This window comes from Virgibacillus sp. AGTR, assembly GCF_016919725.2.
GTDB classification, from domain to species: Bacteria; Bacillota; Bacilli; order Bacillales; family Amphibacillaceae; genus Virgibacillus; species Virgibacillus salarius.
On the sequence record NZ_JAJERH010000025.1, the window covers coordinates 39,332 to 54,270 of the forward strand.

Genomic DNA, 14,939 nt, shown 5'->3' on the forward strand with positions numbered 1-14,939 from the left:
TGTATTAACTAATACGTTAAATATGTTGTTTATAAGAGAAGAAATTGATACTTCATTCTCTGTGTTCCAACAACTAAGTTGAATTTCATTGAAATAGTTTATGGCGACTTTCTTGTTGACAATATTTAAAATTTGGCATATCTTATACTTAACTTAATAATCGGCAATGTTTATTTTTGCCTATTTAAATAATTAGGCCTTTAGCATTCTTTTAATATTTAATATTGACTGGATGAAAAAGCACCCTAATATAAAGGGAAAGAGTAACATAAATCGATTTATTTCATAATCAGCGACTAAATTAAAGTTATACCGATGTTTTCTTAGAATTTAGTTAAAACATAAAGTAATATGACCTATAAAAAGGTAGTTCTTCAAAAAACTTTGTTGAAGTTAGTTGAAGTAAAACCGACAATTTTCAAGACTCAATGATTTTAAATCATCATTAAGTTTTGAAGTTGTCGGTTTTTTTATTGAGTAAGTATAAATTTATTCAATAATCGTAATGGAGTAAATAAAATGTATAACTTTTTAGAAAGATATATGACCTTTTCTAAAAGTAATTTTTAATGTGTTAACGCCGTTTAGAAGGGAGAATGTTTTGTGTTAGGTTCTTTGAGTTCATCATCATTGTTATCATTATTTTTTATTATGCTTGTTATTTCTGGACTTAGTGGCCTTTTGTTTTTACACCCACGGATACCATTAAGTTTTGTTCGTATTCATATCGGTATCGTGGCTTTACCATCTTTAGTTTCCTTATTGGCTCTCACTAATAACAGTGGGAATAGAGGCGATGGTTTTTGGTACCTAGATTCCTTAGCTTGGTTAATGGTTTTCTTTGTTCTTACAATTGGATTGATCATTCAGCGTTTTTCTGTACGTTATTTAATGGGAGATCGTTCTTATCGAAAGTATTTTACGCTTTTTACTTTCACTACAGGTGCTGCTTCAATTACATGTTTAAGTGCTGATCTCCGTTTGATGGTCATATCTTGGGGAGCGACTCTCGTCGGTTTAACCTTACTTATAAGGTTAAACCGTGCATGGAAAGTAGCAAGTGAAGCAGCCAAGGTTTCTGGTCGATTATTTATATTAAGTTGGTTTTCATTATTATTCGCGATAATTTGGCTTTTTCAAGTCACAGGTCAATGGCAGTTATCATTAATTCTAACAAATGAAAGTTTAGCTCAACTTGGAGCATGGGAGAGAACAGGGGTTAATTTATTGATTGTATTAGCAGTGATAATTCCTGCGGCCCAATGGCCTTTCCAAAGGTGGTTGATTGAGTCTGTTGTTGCTCCAACTCCTGTTTCAGCGATTATGCACGCAGGTTTAGTAAATGCAGGTGGGATTATGCTAGCTCGATTTTCTCCTCTTTTTAATGGTGATATAGCTTCGATTATTTTACTTATTCTTGCAAGTTTTTCTGTATTGATTGGATATGGAATTAGTTTAGTACAGGTTGACTATAAACGTCAGTTAGTAGGCTCTACGATCGGGCAAATGGGGTTTATGTTCATTCAATGTGCGTTAGGTGCGTATGTAGCAGCCATTATTCATCTTATCTTACATGGTTTGTTCAAAGCTACGCTGTTTTTACAGGCTGGTTCGGCAGTACGTCGTTTCGAAGTATCGACTCCCGTTAATGAAAGGTCATCCTATTTATGGATCATGGCAGGTCGGACATTAGCCTTAGTTATAGGGATTGCTTATTGGCTCATGGCTCCTTTAGAGGGGTATCAATTGATTAGTGCGTTAATCTTAGGGTGGTCATTGTCCGTTTCTTGGACACAGCTCGTAGCTTTTGGAAAGGGGAGAATTGGTCGAATTGTTGGCTTATCATTTTTAGGAGGAGCAGCCATTGTTTATTTTATCATTCATAATCTCTTCTATGAGTGGTTACGCACAACCGTTTTCCAAAGTGTTCAACCTCCAATGTCAGTTGTCATCATTGTCGTATGTCTCTTATTATTTGGTATTGCGATGGGTACATGGGTTGCTCGTAATCGTTCTTCTGTTTCCTTCGCAATACTTTATCTTTGGTTAGTACGATTAGGTGAAGCAAAACCAAAGTTAGTAGAAAGTCATCCAAACTACCTTAAACAATATTTATCTCAAGGAGGTAATCGGTGATGAACGGAACATCTGTATTAACGAAAGAAAATGTAAAAAAGCAAGATACAAATATTAATCATCAAGAAAGTAATATTAACGTTTTAATAGAATCTGCTAGTCAAGTAATTGCACCACTTTGGCCAATTTCTGCATTTGCAGCACGTAATCCGTGGGCGGGACTTGAAAAGCAATCTTTTGAACAGACTGCAGCTTGGTTAAATAAAACTCGTGATATTGATATCTACCCTAGTGCTTCTATGATCCTTTCGGCAAAGAGTAAAGGTGAGATTGATGAAGCTTTTGTGAAAATGGGTCTACAGCATTGGCTTGATTCCCATTCCTATAATATCCCACGGAACGTGGCAGAGCGATTTTGTCATGCTGCACTAAAATTAGATCCATTACCTTCTAACCTTTTATCATCACTTAAACTGGAGAAATTGGCAGATGAATTTAGTGGACTGAATACGGATCGTATCGATAATTTTTTAATCCAACCAATAAGTTCGAATATAGCGAATGAAGATGGTGAAAGGTTAGTCAATATTCTCGATCATCATGTCATCAAGTGGTGTAAATTATACCTTGATGACTCACAGGCAGGTTGGACAATGCCAAACCGTGATGAAGGTTTCTATCGTGCGTGGCAGCGTCTTATTCAATATGATCCGGCACTTAATAAAATTCAACGTAAAAGTTTAAAAGGTTGGCCAAAAGAGGCACATATGGCTTTAAAAAAAGCGTTATTCGCGCTAGAAATCCCTAATTCAGAAATACAGACTTATCTTGAAGGTCATTTGCTCTCCTTACCTGGGTGGGCAGGAATGATGCTCTGGCGCTCCCGACAATCAAGCCATGAACATTCACTCCTAACAGAATATTTAGCAGTTCGAATTTCCATGGAGTGGGCTCTATTAAAGCCTTATCTACATTTGACCAATCAACGACCTGAGAAAAAAGTTTCGATTGCTCCCCTTATAGCAGCGTGGATCCATTGGGGGGACCTTACAATCGAGGAATGGTCACAGATGTCTGCCGCTGAACAAAACGAATATTTATCATTTGCCTACAGCTTTGATGAGAAGCTTCGCAGGAAACTTTGGTTAGAAGCTTGGGAACAAACACACACAGATCGATTAAGTCAGCAGATTATCTCTAAACAACGGAAGATCATCGACAAAAAATCTGCACTAGCTCAATTTGCATTCTGCATTGATGTACGATCAGAACCTTTTCGTCGTCAACTTGAAAAAGAAGGTCCGTTTGAAACGATTGGAATTGCTGGTTTCTTTGGATTACCGATAGCAACTAGTGAACTTGGTAGCGATCATAGCCATTCTTCCTTGCCGGTTATACTAAAGCCTCAACATAAAATAAAAGAGACTGCTGATGAAAATGAACTCAAATTATATCAACAACGTAAGCAGGCAGTTACTTCCTTAAGCTATACATTTAAAACGATGAAACAGAATGTACTTGCTAGTTTACTTTTACCTGAGCTAAGTGGACCTTGGCTTAGTCTCCAAATGGTATCACGTAGCTTTGTACCAAGAAGAGCAGATCGTTTTATTCGTAACCTTCGTGAGACTTGGTTACGCAAACCTAATACAACGCTCTCGCTTAATCATGTTCATCATCTAGAAGCGGAGATGCCTGTTGGTTTTTCTGACGAAGAAAAAGTGAATTATGCCCGTCAAGCTTTGAAAATGATGGGGTTAACAAAGAATTTCTCACCATTAATCGTAATATGCGGACATAGTAGTAAAAGTACCAACAATCCTTATGCTGCAGCTCTTGAATGTGGTGCGTGCGGTGGAGCGGCAGGTGGATTCAACGCTAGGGCCTTAGCCACTTTATGCAACCTTCCAGAGGTAAGAAAGGAACTTTCTTCTGAAGGAATTGAAATTCCTGAGGACACCGTTTTCGTAGCCGCTGAGCATAAAACAACAGTGGATGAATTACATTGGATTTATGTTCCTGAACTTTCCGAAGCTGCACAGGAAGCATTTGACCGTATCGAAGCTATAATGCCGAAAGTGAGCCGTAATGCAAATGCAGAACGTCTAGCCCAATTACCGAATTTTAAAAAGGAACTTAAAAATCCTAAGGCTGAGGCACACCGATTTGCGGAAGATTGGAGTGAGATACGTCCGGAATGGGGATTAGCTCGTAATGCTGCTTTTATTATCGGCCAACGTGAACTAACTCAGGATTGTGACTTGGAAGGTAGGGCCTTCCTTCATAATTATGATTGGAATCAGGATGAAAGTGGTGATCTCCTAGCTAACATCATTGCAGGACCAGGAACGGTGAGCCAATGGATTAATCTTCAATATTACGCATCAACGGTCGCACCTCACTATTATGGTAGTGGAAATAAAGCAACTCAAACCGTTACAGCAGGTCTTGGTGTTATGCAGGGGAATGCAAGTGACTTGTTAGCTGGACTACCTTGGCAATCAGTCATGCAATCAGATCACGAGGTTTATCATTCTCCTCTTCGTTTGCTGATTGTCATCCAAGCACCTAGCGGATATGTAAAACGGCTATTAAATAATGATTCAGTATTTCGAGAAAAAGTTCAAAATGGATGGGTTCGACTTGCTAGTGTCGATCCAGATGGACGCTGGGTAAATTGGTAACTACTATCAACTAGTTACTACTTAAATAACAATTTATAAACATAAAGAAGGAGTGTACTATATGAATTTAGATAAAAATAAAAAAGCACTATTTTTAACGGACATGGAAAACGGGTTGGAGCCTATTTTACAAGAAGTAACGAATATTCGAGCAGAAAACATGCTAACTATACAAAGCTATGGCTCCGTAATCTTGCATCCTTATGGAGATATAATGAGGTCTATTATCATTGCGATTTATCAGGAAAATGTTGAGGAAATTTTTGTAGTAGGAACAAAAGATAAGAGGACTTCCACAGTTAATGTATCAACTCAACTTGAATCAACGAAAAACAAAATACAAACATTAGATTATCTTTTTCAAAATAGTAAGCCTGAATTTTCAGGTGGTACGGTCGATGAATGGCTAAATGGAAAAGAAAATGGTAGTGACAATATCGAAAAAAGTGTTGATATCATTCGTCATCATCCATTAGTTCCGTCACATTTTAAAGTTCGAGGTTTAATAATAAATAATTATGATGGAAAATTCTCAATTGTGGAGGTTCCTACTAATAAAACAGTGTCAAACCTAACCTGATCATCACTTGTCATTTCCTTAAGAATTAGAAGCTAGGAGCAATAAATCATTTAGCTCTATACTAGTTTTCATATTTACTGAAAGGAAAAATTAATGGACTCTAATTTAACTGATTTTGTAATTGCAACAAAAGAAGAAATAAAGTATGTTTGATTGTGCAAATATGGAATGTATTAAAAAGATAATTAGAAAAGCAATTGATTTTATAATTTAAAATCTTATGAGGAAGTTGAGGAAACCTATTTAGGTAGCATTCAATTTTTTGCATATACACTCTATTATGGACGAAAACATATTATCTAAAATTATTGAAGTCTCAATAAACAGTGAAATTGAATTAAATATTGAAGGTGTATATGAAGGTTATGTTATGAGGGATTATTAATGGATGGCTAGAATAATCAATTTTGTCAATATAGCATGCATCTTAGACTTTCGAATTCAGGATTGACGACTGGCGCTCTGCTTTATTTTATAAGGATGAAAAGCGATATAAAGACTTAAAAGCATATGGAATAAACCAATTTTTTGGTTTGATAGGAGATGTAGTATATATGAAAATATCTAAAGGTTCTTATGAATCTGAGATAAGTAAGGCAATTACTCAATGGGAAAAGGATTTTCTTGGGCGGGGGTCTGTATCAGTTAAGACAGATATATTAAGAGATATGATTATTGTAATTCTAAAAGGTATTTTAACACCAGCTGAATATAGCGTTTGTGAAACAAAAGAGGGAATGTTAACTATAAAGAAAACTCGTTCGGAATTAGTTGAATCAGGTATAGAAGATCTTAAGGATATTATATTAACTATTACGGGAGAAGAAGTGAAAAGTTTCCATACTGATATAAGCTCTCGTACAGGTGAACGAGTGATGGTATTTAAATTATTTAATGATCTTGAGAAAAATTTTAATGTAAAGAAATAAAGGAATGTAACCTTGTAAATGATAATTTGTTAGTAAACAATACTATATTATAATGTCTTCGATAACCTATTCGAGCAGGCTGAGACATATTAGTTATTCTAATTTTATACTATAAATAATATATAAATGATTTTTTGGACAGTATAGAGATTATTGTAACAATGCATAAATAACGATATAGAAATAAGCGGATGTGTTTATCAACTTTCGCTTATTTTTGTTTTATTGTTATTGCACAGTACAACGTGCAAAGATTAGGTAGTGCAATTGGGTGCTATCCACAATAAATAGTAATATTAATGAGTCTAAAATTTGCAAGCTTTAATTCACTTCTGCATATTTTGGCTCTCTTTTTTATTCAAAAAATATACTGCCATATATAGCATTCATTAAATGCCAAATACAGATAGTGGTGGTAACTTCAAGACTATGAGGGACAATACTTGCCCATTCTTATGGAGAGCAAAATACATAGCATGGTTTACAAAATTTATTATATCGTTATTAATATTAACACCGATTGTATAAGCACATAGAATAATTTTCATCATCATTTTGGGGTAATAAGCGGGGCAGCCTGTGTCATGCGAAAAACTAGTAAACGCATCATCTGGTATTGTTCAACCATATCATGCACGGTGAAGCAATATCATCCTTATCCAATTTTATTTCTAAATCTAAAGGCAAAACCATTTTAATTCTATCAAAGGGGATCCTTTTTGTTTATATTAAATTTTGAAATTAATCATAAAAAATATTGGGACTCCACATTAAGATGTCGTCCCACGAATTTTTATTTTACTCGGGTTTTGTTCCAGCCCCTTTTAAACGTGATGTATTCACGTGAAATTATTAGAAAATAAATTGTACGGTGACCCTATTTAACAATCGGCATTGATAATGAATTAATTCATAACCATAGATTGAGAATAACTTACTCACTTATTTACCAATCCTTCTAAATGTCCCAAACCTTTATATAATTAACTTCACCTATTCCTTTTCGTTATACCTCTGAAGTGCTTCTATTTCTCTTTTTAAACGTTCTTCCATCAGCATATTTTCTTCTTTTAGAGAGTTAGACAAAGATGTTAACTGATCCTTAAGCCAATCCATAATTCTCATTTCTAAGCTTTCCATGCTCTCATTTAACTTACTTTCACGTATATCATCCTCCAAAGATGTAACCTCTATTTCCTTCAACTTATTTTTCAGATCCATCCTCTGTTTTTTTAAATTCTGTTTAAGTTCATCTTTTTGTGCTTTCATCAGATTTATTAAATCTGCTTTATATTGTTGAATAGCTTCTCCATATAGTTGCTTTGACTGATTACTATACTGAAACTTACTTTCTTCTTTTGCCCCCATCGAATCTTGTTCCGTATGATCCATGAGCAATCCATCCTCCTAAAGTTTGATATATCATTACCATATGTAACTATATAGTGATGTGACACCTAAGCATTCTATATTTTCTGAACAAGTGTCTATACAGTGAATACTCCCCCTGAATACATTGTACATAACGATTAATGTCTATTAAGGGAGAGAAAATCATGAAAAACTCGCTCGATTTTTGTAATGAGTGCTGTAAACATTTTAAACATTGTGACTGCAAAAGAGAGTCTCCATGTAAAAGACAATTCTGTAAAAAATGTTTTCATAAGCTAGAATGTCAATGTCATAAAGATATGAAGCAACAGCAAGAGCAAGGATTTGGGGATCAGGACCAAGAACAAAGTCAAGGTGATGAGCAGCAACAGCAAGAGCAAGGATTTGGCGATCAGGACCAAGGACAAAGTCAAGGTGACGAGCAGCAACAGCAAGGACAGGGGTTTGGCGATCAGGACCAAGGACAAAGTCAAGGTGATGAGCAGCAACAGCAAGAGCAAGGATTTGGCGATCAGGATCAAGGACAAAGTCAAGGTGATGAGCAGCAACAGCAAGAGCAAGGATTTGGCGATCAAGACCAAGAACAAAGTCAAGGTGACGAGCAGCAACAGCAAGAGCAAGGATTTGGCGATCAGGACCAAGGACAAAGTCAAGGTGACGAGCAGCAACAGCAAGAGCAAGGATTTGGCGATCAGGATCAAGAACAGAGCCAAGGCAATCAAGAACTACAGCAAGGACAAGGACATGGTGGTCAAATCCAAAATCAGGGTGATCAAGATCAAGGGCCGCAAATTCAAAATCAGGAGCATGGTGACCAAAGAAATGGAGATCAAATTAATGAAGGACATACAAATATATCTCCGTTGGAAAATGATCAAACCATATCAACTCCTGTTGATGTGGACGGAGTAACTGTAAATGTAAAATGTGGTGATTGTGTTCCCTTTCCATTTTTCCCACCACACGATGATCGTAAAGATAAGTGTAAATGCAAACGATGCAAAAACAGGAAATGTTCACCTGATTGTGACAATTGCACCATATGTTCATGTAATTTACTAGAAATGTTACAATCTTTTCAGACCACAACTACGGATACTGATGCTAAGCAAGTAGATCTATACATCTCATCCATAACATCACTAAGCAACCCTATTGAAAATCAGACTATCACCGATATTATTGACTGCTGTATCGTTAAACTTAAACCTGCCTCACAACCTGAAGTAATTCCCAGCACAACTGTGCAACTGTGCGATATTGCTGGAATAAGAGCGGAAAACTCTACAGAAAGCCCAAATGCTTTAGATTTTATAATAGATGTTGCTCGTGAAATGAACGAACATGGTGATGACCATCAGAAAGACTGTAATTGTCCTCGTTGCGCAAAAGCAATGGGTGATGAGCTTGCATGTGCTGCGCGATTTGGAATACTTGTCAACATATCAATAACTGGCTTAACTACTCCACTATCTTTATATGTACTAAACGTAAAAGACTGTTTTGTTTTTCTTGTCGATGATCTAATGAATCCCTCAGAGATTTTTGCTTTTTCCCTATGTTCTGTAGTTGGGTTTACTGTAGAGTCACAAACCATCTAAAGAAGGCAAATTGTACCTCCTAACTATATAGGCTGGAAAAAAGCATATAGATAAATCCATGTAGGATTTGAAATTCCACATGGATTTATCGTTTTTCATTACGTTATTTTTTTCTAAAATGGTCCCCAATCAATCCATACACCAATTGTCAACGTCAGAATGGCAATGACTAACCAAATTAAAAATAGTGGTAAAACCCTCCTTCCCCACTTCGTCCATGGCACATTTGCTACAGCGAGACTTGCCATTAATATGCCGGATGTTGGAAAAATAAGATTCGTCAACAAAATACCCTAAGCTGGTTGCTACAAAAATGAGCAGGTACTTATGTCTGCTTGTAAATACAGCATGATGCTGCCTCCCTCTACTATCCTTATCCACGCCAATGATACTATTTGATGTATCTTCTACACCCTTTTAGCATATCTCCATATATACCAAATGGTAGCAGCCAAGGGAAGCCGGACACACAAAATAGCTGCCGAAAAGAATTTCTCGACAGCTATTCAAACTAATCATTAATTTACAATACTTATTGCTTCTATTATTTTTTAAAACGTAATAAGAAAGTACTTTTTCTTTCCTCTGCGTATAACAGTAAATGTATCTTCAATACGATCATCCACTTGCAAGTCGTATTGCACGTCCTGCTGACGTTCCCCGTTGAGATAAATAGCACCATTCGCTATATCCTCACGTGCTTGTCGCTTTGATGGAGAGATTTTAGCAGCAACCAGTAGATCAACTAAATTCATATCTTTCGATTCTGCTTTATACGTTGGTACATCTTTAAATCCCTGTTTAATATCACTTGCTGTAAGTTGTTTTATATCTCCACTAAATAAAGATGCTGATATTTTTTGTGCTTGTTCTAATGCTTCTTTACTATGAACAATCAGCGTCATTTCCTCAGCTAACCGCTTATGAGCTACGCGCTTTTCTGGTTGCGTATTAATTTCGTCTTCCAGACTTGCAATTTCTTCTTCAGAAATAAATGTAAAATAGCGGAGAAACTTGATAACATCACGATCATCTGTATTTAACCAAAATTGATAAAATTCATATGGAGATGTTTTTTCTGGGTCAAGCCAGATTGCTCCTCCAGCTGTTTTACCAAATTTAGTACCATCCGCTTTCGTAATTAATGGAACAGTTAGTCCAAAAACATTTATTTCGTCATTTTCATTTTCTCTTGAACGACGAATTAGTTCCATTCCTGCGGTAATATTTCCCCATTGGTCACTTCCACCAATTTGTAACGTACATCCTTCTTCTTCATTTAATTTCATGTAATCCAGGGATTGCAGAATCATATAACTAAATTCTGTATACGAGATACCCTGTTCAATACGCGCAGATACCGATTCTTTTGCAAGCATGTAATTGATGCCAAAATGTTTACCAGCATCCCTTAAAAAGTCAATAACAGTCATACTTGCTAGCCAATCATGATTATTTCTTGCAACTACTGGATTTTCTCCTTTGTCAAAATCAAGAATACGAGCAATTTGCTGTTTAATTTTTTCACTGTACCCTTTCACTACGTCGCTTTCATTTAGGGAACGCTCTGTATTACGTCCACTTGGATCTCCGATCATTCCCGTACCACCACCGATGAGAGCAATTGGACGATGTCCAGCCTTTTGGAATCTCTTTAGCATTGTAATTGGCACCAAGTGTCCAATATGCAAGCTATCACCAGTAGGATCGAACCCACAATATAATGTAACCTCATTTTCAGCTAGATGCTTTTGTAAACCATCTCTATCCGTTACTTGGTTAATAAGTCCTCTTGTTTCTAGATCCTGTAAAATATTCAATTCCTTCACACTCCATCATTTTTGTTTCTTTCTAGCTCAATATGCTTGTACTGCTTACTCCAATGAAAAAAATAAAAAAACTCCTCCCTCAAAAAGGGACGAGTTATATTCACACGCGGTACCACCCTTGTTGCAATTGCTTGCCACTTGGGATTGATAACGGTGTCGCCACCGTTTCTTTATTACACCATAAAGAAAATGCTCCAGAATGTAATTCATTTTACAAATATTCCTGACTTTCACCAACCGCCAGTTCTCTAAATAGGGATTTGTAAAACTACTTCGTTCTTTCTCAGCATCGTTTATCCTATTACTATATATTCATATCATATTCATTTCATAAAAGCAATAATAAATCAAAATTTAATATACCCTAAATAGTGAATATGCTATAATGAATAAGGAATTTAGGAGGTTTTGCCATGAATTTTAAAGAACGGCTTCATACATATTTTGAAAAAGCCAAATCTATTTGGAAAACGGGAAAAATCCAGACTACTTCACGTATTTCATATAGTGTCGTTTGGAATGTTATCCTATTTTTTCTTGTTATCGGCCTAATTGGTATGTTTTTTGCCGGTGGAGTGGGAGCAGGATATTTTGCTTCGCTAGTGAAGGATGAACCTGTCAGATCCTATGAAGTAATGAAACAGGATATATACAACTACGAAGAAACGTCCAAGCTGTACTTTGCAGGAGATAAATATTTTGGAGATGTCCGATCGGATCTTTATCGTGAAGAAACAACATTGGAGAACATCTCCCCTACTTTACTTGATGCTGTTATCGCTACAGAAGATGAATACTTTAAAGAGCATAAAGGAGTTGTCCCCAAAGCAATTTTACGTGCAGTATTACAAGAGGCACTTAATTCTAATGTAAAAACTGGTGGAAGTACGCTGACACAGCAGCTCATTAAAAATCAAATTTTAACAAATGAAGTATCGTTTGAACGTAAAGCAAAAGAAATCTTACTTGCACTCCGGCTAGAACGATTCTTTGAAAAGGATGAAATTTTAGAAGCATACTTAAATATTGTGCCATATGGTCGAGATGCATCCGGAAATAATATTGCAGGAGTTCAAACAGCTGCACAAGGTGTTTTTGGCGTAGACGCTAAGGATGTAAATCTAGCCCAAGCAGCTTATTTAGCAGGACTTCCACAAAGCCCCTCTGCCTATACTCCATTCACTAGCGATGGGAATTTAAAAGAGGGGAAAAGTTTAGAACGAGGCATCAATCGAATGAAGTCCGTACTTAACCGGATGTACGAATCAGAATATATTACAAAAAAAGCATATGAAGAGGCAATGGCTTATGATATAACTAAAGATTTCACAGGTAAATCAAAGTCACCAATTGAAAAATACCCGTACTTAACCTTTGAAGTTGAAAAAAGAGCCAAGGAAATTCTTACTACTCAACTTGCTAAACAAGATGGTTATACGGAAGAAGATCTTGCAAAAGATGATGATCTCGAAAAAGAATATCAATCGATCGCTTCAAGAAATCTACGCGTGAACGGCTATCATATCCATACAACAATTAATAAAGAGATTTATGAAGAGTGGCAGGATATCGTAAAAAATTATCAATACTATGGACCTGATCGTACATTTACGAAAACCGTTGATGGAGAAACTGTAGAGGTTACGGAAAAAGTACAAACTGGTGGCATGTTAATCGAAAATAGTTCTGGTAAAATTATTAGTTTTGTTGGTGGTCGTGAATTTGGCCAAGATAGTCAATACAATTATGCAACGTTGGCTACCCGTTCACCAGGAAGTACGATAAAACCAATACTTGACTATGCACCAGCAATGGAAGAAGGTAAAATCCAGCCTGGTAGCGTATTAGCAGATATAAGAAAACCATTACCAGGTTGGCCAGCTGGCAAGCCAGGAAACTATGGAGGAGGCTTTCATGGAATTGTTTCAGCAAGAACTGCATTGGCTCAGTCCTACAACATTCCTGCGGCGGAAGTCTATTCCAAAATACTGCATTTAAATCCCGCAAAAAAATATTTAGAAAAAATGGGGATTACCACACTGAAAGAAATAGATTATAGAGGTCCTGCCGCGTCAATAGGGACAATGGATGTATCGGTTGAAGAGAATGTTAATGCGTTCGCAACCTTAGGAAACAATGGTAAGTTCGCAGATGCTTACATGATAGAAAAAATCACGACAAATGATGGTGAGGTTGTCTATGAGCATAAGTCAAAACCAGTAGATGTATTTACACCACAGACCAATTATTTAACTATCGATATGATGCGTGATGTCATATCGAGTGGAACCGCTCGCTTTCTTAATGGCCAACTAAACTATGGTGGCGTGGATTGGGCAGGAAAAACCGGGACCTCACAGGATTACAAAGACGCATGGTTTGTTGCAACAAATCCAAATGTAACCTTTGGAACATGGATCGGATATAAAACGCCGCATTCCATTTATAATTCGAGTATGTCTCTAAGCTACAGCCAACGAAATATGAAGTTATGGGCGCAATTAATGAATAAAGCAACAGCCATTGATCCAGAGCTACTAGCACCGACAAATAGCTTTAAACGTCCAGGTGGAATCGTCCAGCGAAGCTATTGCGCCATATCTGGAATGCTGCCATCGGAGCTATGTGAAAAAGCTGGTTTAGTAAGGTCGGATCTATTTAATGCCAAATTCGTTCCTACAAAGAAAGATGATAGCTTAATTACTGGAAGTATTGTTATGGTAGACGGTAAAGCAGTAGTTGCCGGCCCAAATACTCCAAGTGAGTTTACTAAAGGTGATGGTCTAGCATTTAATCCAGAATTCTTAAAACGGAATGGTTATGATAAATTAGCAGATATTAGCCAGCTATTTCCTAACATTGCTACAGAGAAATGGGAAAAAATTAGTGCTCCTAATAAAGACGCTGGTGACATGCTAAAGGATGATGGAAAGGCACCAAGCGCACCAACATCTCTTAAAAAATCAGGAAAGAAACTAACTTGGAAGAAGTCAGGAAGCAAGGATGTTGTTGGCTACCGAATTTATCGGGCAACTGGACCAGGTAACAAATTCACATTAGTAGGCAGCACAACCTCAACTAATTTTAACATAGGCACTGGTGATGCTAGGTACCATGTCAAAGCAGTAGATTATTTCGGTCTTGAATCAGGTGCATCGAAAGAATTACTCGTTGGTGATACAGGAGAAAAAGAACCAGAAACACCAGATAAAGGTAAAGAAAAAGATACTGTTAAAGATAAGGACAAGAATAAAGAAGAAGACGAGAAACCAGTTGATGATAAGGATACGGATAAAAAAGATCCTGATTCGAACAAAAAAGATAATGACGAGGATACCGTCCCTAGGGATGAAGATAAAGAAGAAACTCCAACTGACAATAGTATACCTGAAGCAACTATGAATTAGACGTCAGTATTTGTCAGGAACTTGGCTAAAGTCCCCCATTACTTTTCTTTAAAGCTTGCAAAGCGAAATGCTTTGCAAGCTTTTTTATTGGTTTAGACCTTCCCTTGCTTATAGGTGTTTATAAAAAAACCTCACTTCAAGGTAGGATAAAGTTGGAATCAGCTCAAGGAAGATTATATGGGATCAACTTACAATATTTACATTATCTGATTCATTTACAGGAAACCCACAAGCGCAAGCGCCCGATTAGAAACGTAGCGACTGGAGTGAGCCAACGGAGTTAAAGGAATCACGGTGAGCTTGCGAGCCGATGATGACTTAGTTTAGGGGGCGATTCATGAAGTCACCTAGTTTCTGGGCGCTGGAGCTGGAAGCTGCTCAACAAGCGCCTATTTATCCACATGGGCTAATTTTATAACTCCTTATCTTTAAAAAAAAACT

Annotated in this window: 8 protein-coding genes, 3 pseudogenes and 1 other annotated feature; of the genes and pseudogenes, 7 read left to right on the forward strand and 4 right to left on the reverse strand. The window is 36.7% G+C overall.

Features of this window, described 5'->3' with window-relative positions:
* Positions 1 to 603: 603 nt before the first annotated feature.
* The 5 genes and pseudogenes from JUJ52_RS11215 (at position 604) to JUJ52_RS11235 (ending at position 6,269) form a co-directional block, all read left to right on the forward strand.
* Complete coding sequence (locus tag JUJ52_RS11215) at positions 604 to 2,136, forward strand: NADH dehydrogenase subunit 5 (RefSeq protein WP_026681456.1); 1,533 nt, start codon at positions 604 to 606, stop codon at positions 2,134 to 2,136.
* Positions 2,136 to 4,760, forward strand: coding sequence for a DUF2309 domain-containing protein (locus tag JUJ52_RS11220; RefSeq protein WP_205388706.1), 2,625 nt, complete (start codon positions 2,136 to 2,138; stop codon positions 4,758 to 4,760). The genes JUJ52_RS11215 and JUJ52_RS11220 overlap by 1 nt, the downstream gene beginning before the upstream one ends.
* Positions 4,761 to 4,821: 61 nt before the next feature.
* Positions 4,822 to 5,362, forward strand: a pseudogene (locus JUJ52_RS11225) (carbonic anhydrase).
* Between the two features lie 71 nt (positions 5,363 to 5,433).
* Positions 5,434 to 5,725 (forward strand): annotated as a pseudogene (locus JUJ52_RS11230) (DUF6407 family protein).
* A gap of 169 nt (positions 5,726 to 5,894) precedes the next feature.
* On the forward strand, positions 5,895 to 6,269 hold the full coding sequence (locus JUJ52_RS11235) for a Na-translocating system protein MpsC family protein (RefSeq protein WP_026681458.1): 375 nt from the start codon (positions 5,895 to 5,897) through the stop codon (positions 6,267 to 6,269).
* 512 nt (positions 6,270 to 6,781) lie between these two features.
* On the opposite strand, the pseudogene JUJ52_RS11240 reads toward JUJ52_RS11235, so the two are convergent.
* Positions 6,782 to 6,962 (reverse strand): annotated as a pseudogene (locus JUJ52_RS11240) (transposase); the annotation flags it as partial.
* Positions 6,963 to 7,262: 300 nt separating this feature from the next.
* A complete protein-coding gene (locus JUJ52_RS11245) occupies positions 7,263 to 7,661 on the reverse strand; it encodes a hypothetical protein (protein WP_205388707.1) in 399 nt (132 codons plus the stop codon).
* Positions 7,662 to 7,960: 299 nt separating this feature from the next.
* Here JUJ52_RS11245 and JUJ52_RS11250 point away from each other — a divergent pair, with 299 nt between their 5' ends.
* Complete coding sequence (locus tag JUJ52_RS11250; RefSeq protein ID WP_205388708.1) at positions 7,961 to 9,262, forward strand: hypothetical protein; 1,302 nt, start codon at positions 7,961 to 7,963, stop codon at positions 9,260 to 9,262.
* A gap of 113 nt (positions 9,263 to 9,375) precedes the next feature.
* Here JUJ52_RS11250 and JUJ52_RS11255 read toward each other — a convergent pair whose 3' ends face one another.
* Together JUJ52_RS11255 and tyrS are read right to left on the reverse strand one after the other, a co-directional pair.
* The gene (locus JUJ52_RS11255; protein ID WP_226983528.1) at positions 9,376 to 9,546 is read right to left on the reverse strand and encodes a hypothetical protein; all 171 of its coding nucleotides are present in this window, start codon (positions 9,544 to 9,546) and stop codon (positions 9,376 to 9,378) included.
* Between the two features lie 267 nt (positions 9,547 to 9,813).
* Positions 9,814 to 11,082, reverse strand: coding sequence for a tyrosine--tRNA ligase (gene tyrS / locus JUJ52_RS11260; RefSeq protein WP_026681461.1), 1,269 nt, complete (start codon positions 11,080 to 11,082; stop codon positions 9,814 to 9,816).
* 91 nt (positions 11,083 to 11,173) lie between these two features.
* Positions 11,174 to 11,385, reverse strand: a binding site (T-box leader).
* Positions 11,386 to 11,504: 119 nt separating this feature from the next.
* Between tyrS and JUJ52_RS11265 the strand changes: the two genes are divergently transcribed.
* Positions 11,505 to 14,498 (forward strand): transglycosylase domain-containing protein, encoded by a 2,994-nt coding sequence (locus JUJ52_RS11265; protein ID WP_205388709.1) that lies wholly within the window; start codon positions 11,505 to 11,507, stop codon positions 14,496 to 14,498.
* Positions 14,499 to 14,939: the final 441 nt, after the last annotated feature.

Coding starts and splice junctions, on each gene's coding strand:
- JUJ52_RS11235 (WP_026681458.1), top strand. CDS start 5,895: ATGAAAATATCTAAAGGTTCTTATGAATCTGAGATAAGTAAGGCAATT.
- JUJ52_RS11245 (WP_205388707.1), bottom strand. CDS start 7,661: ATGGATCATACGGAACAAGATTCGATGGGGGCAAAAGAAGAAAGTAAG.
- JUJ52_RS11250 (WP_205388708.1), top strand. CDS start 7,961: ATGAAGCAACAGCAAGAGCAAGGATTTGGGGATCAGGACCAAGAACAA.
- JUJ52_RS11220 (WP_205388706.1), top strand. CDS start 2,136: ATGAACGGAACATCTGTATTAACGAAAGAAAATGTAAAAAAGCAAGAT.
- JUJ52_RS11265 (WP_205388709.1), top strand. CDS start 11,505: ATGAATTTTAAAGAACGGCTTCATACATATTTTGAAAAAGCCAAATCT.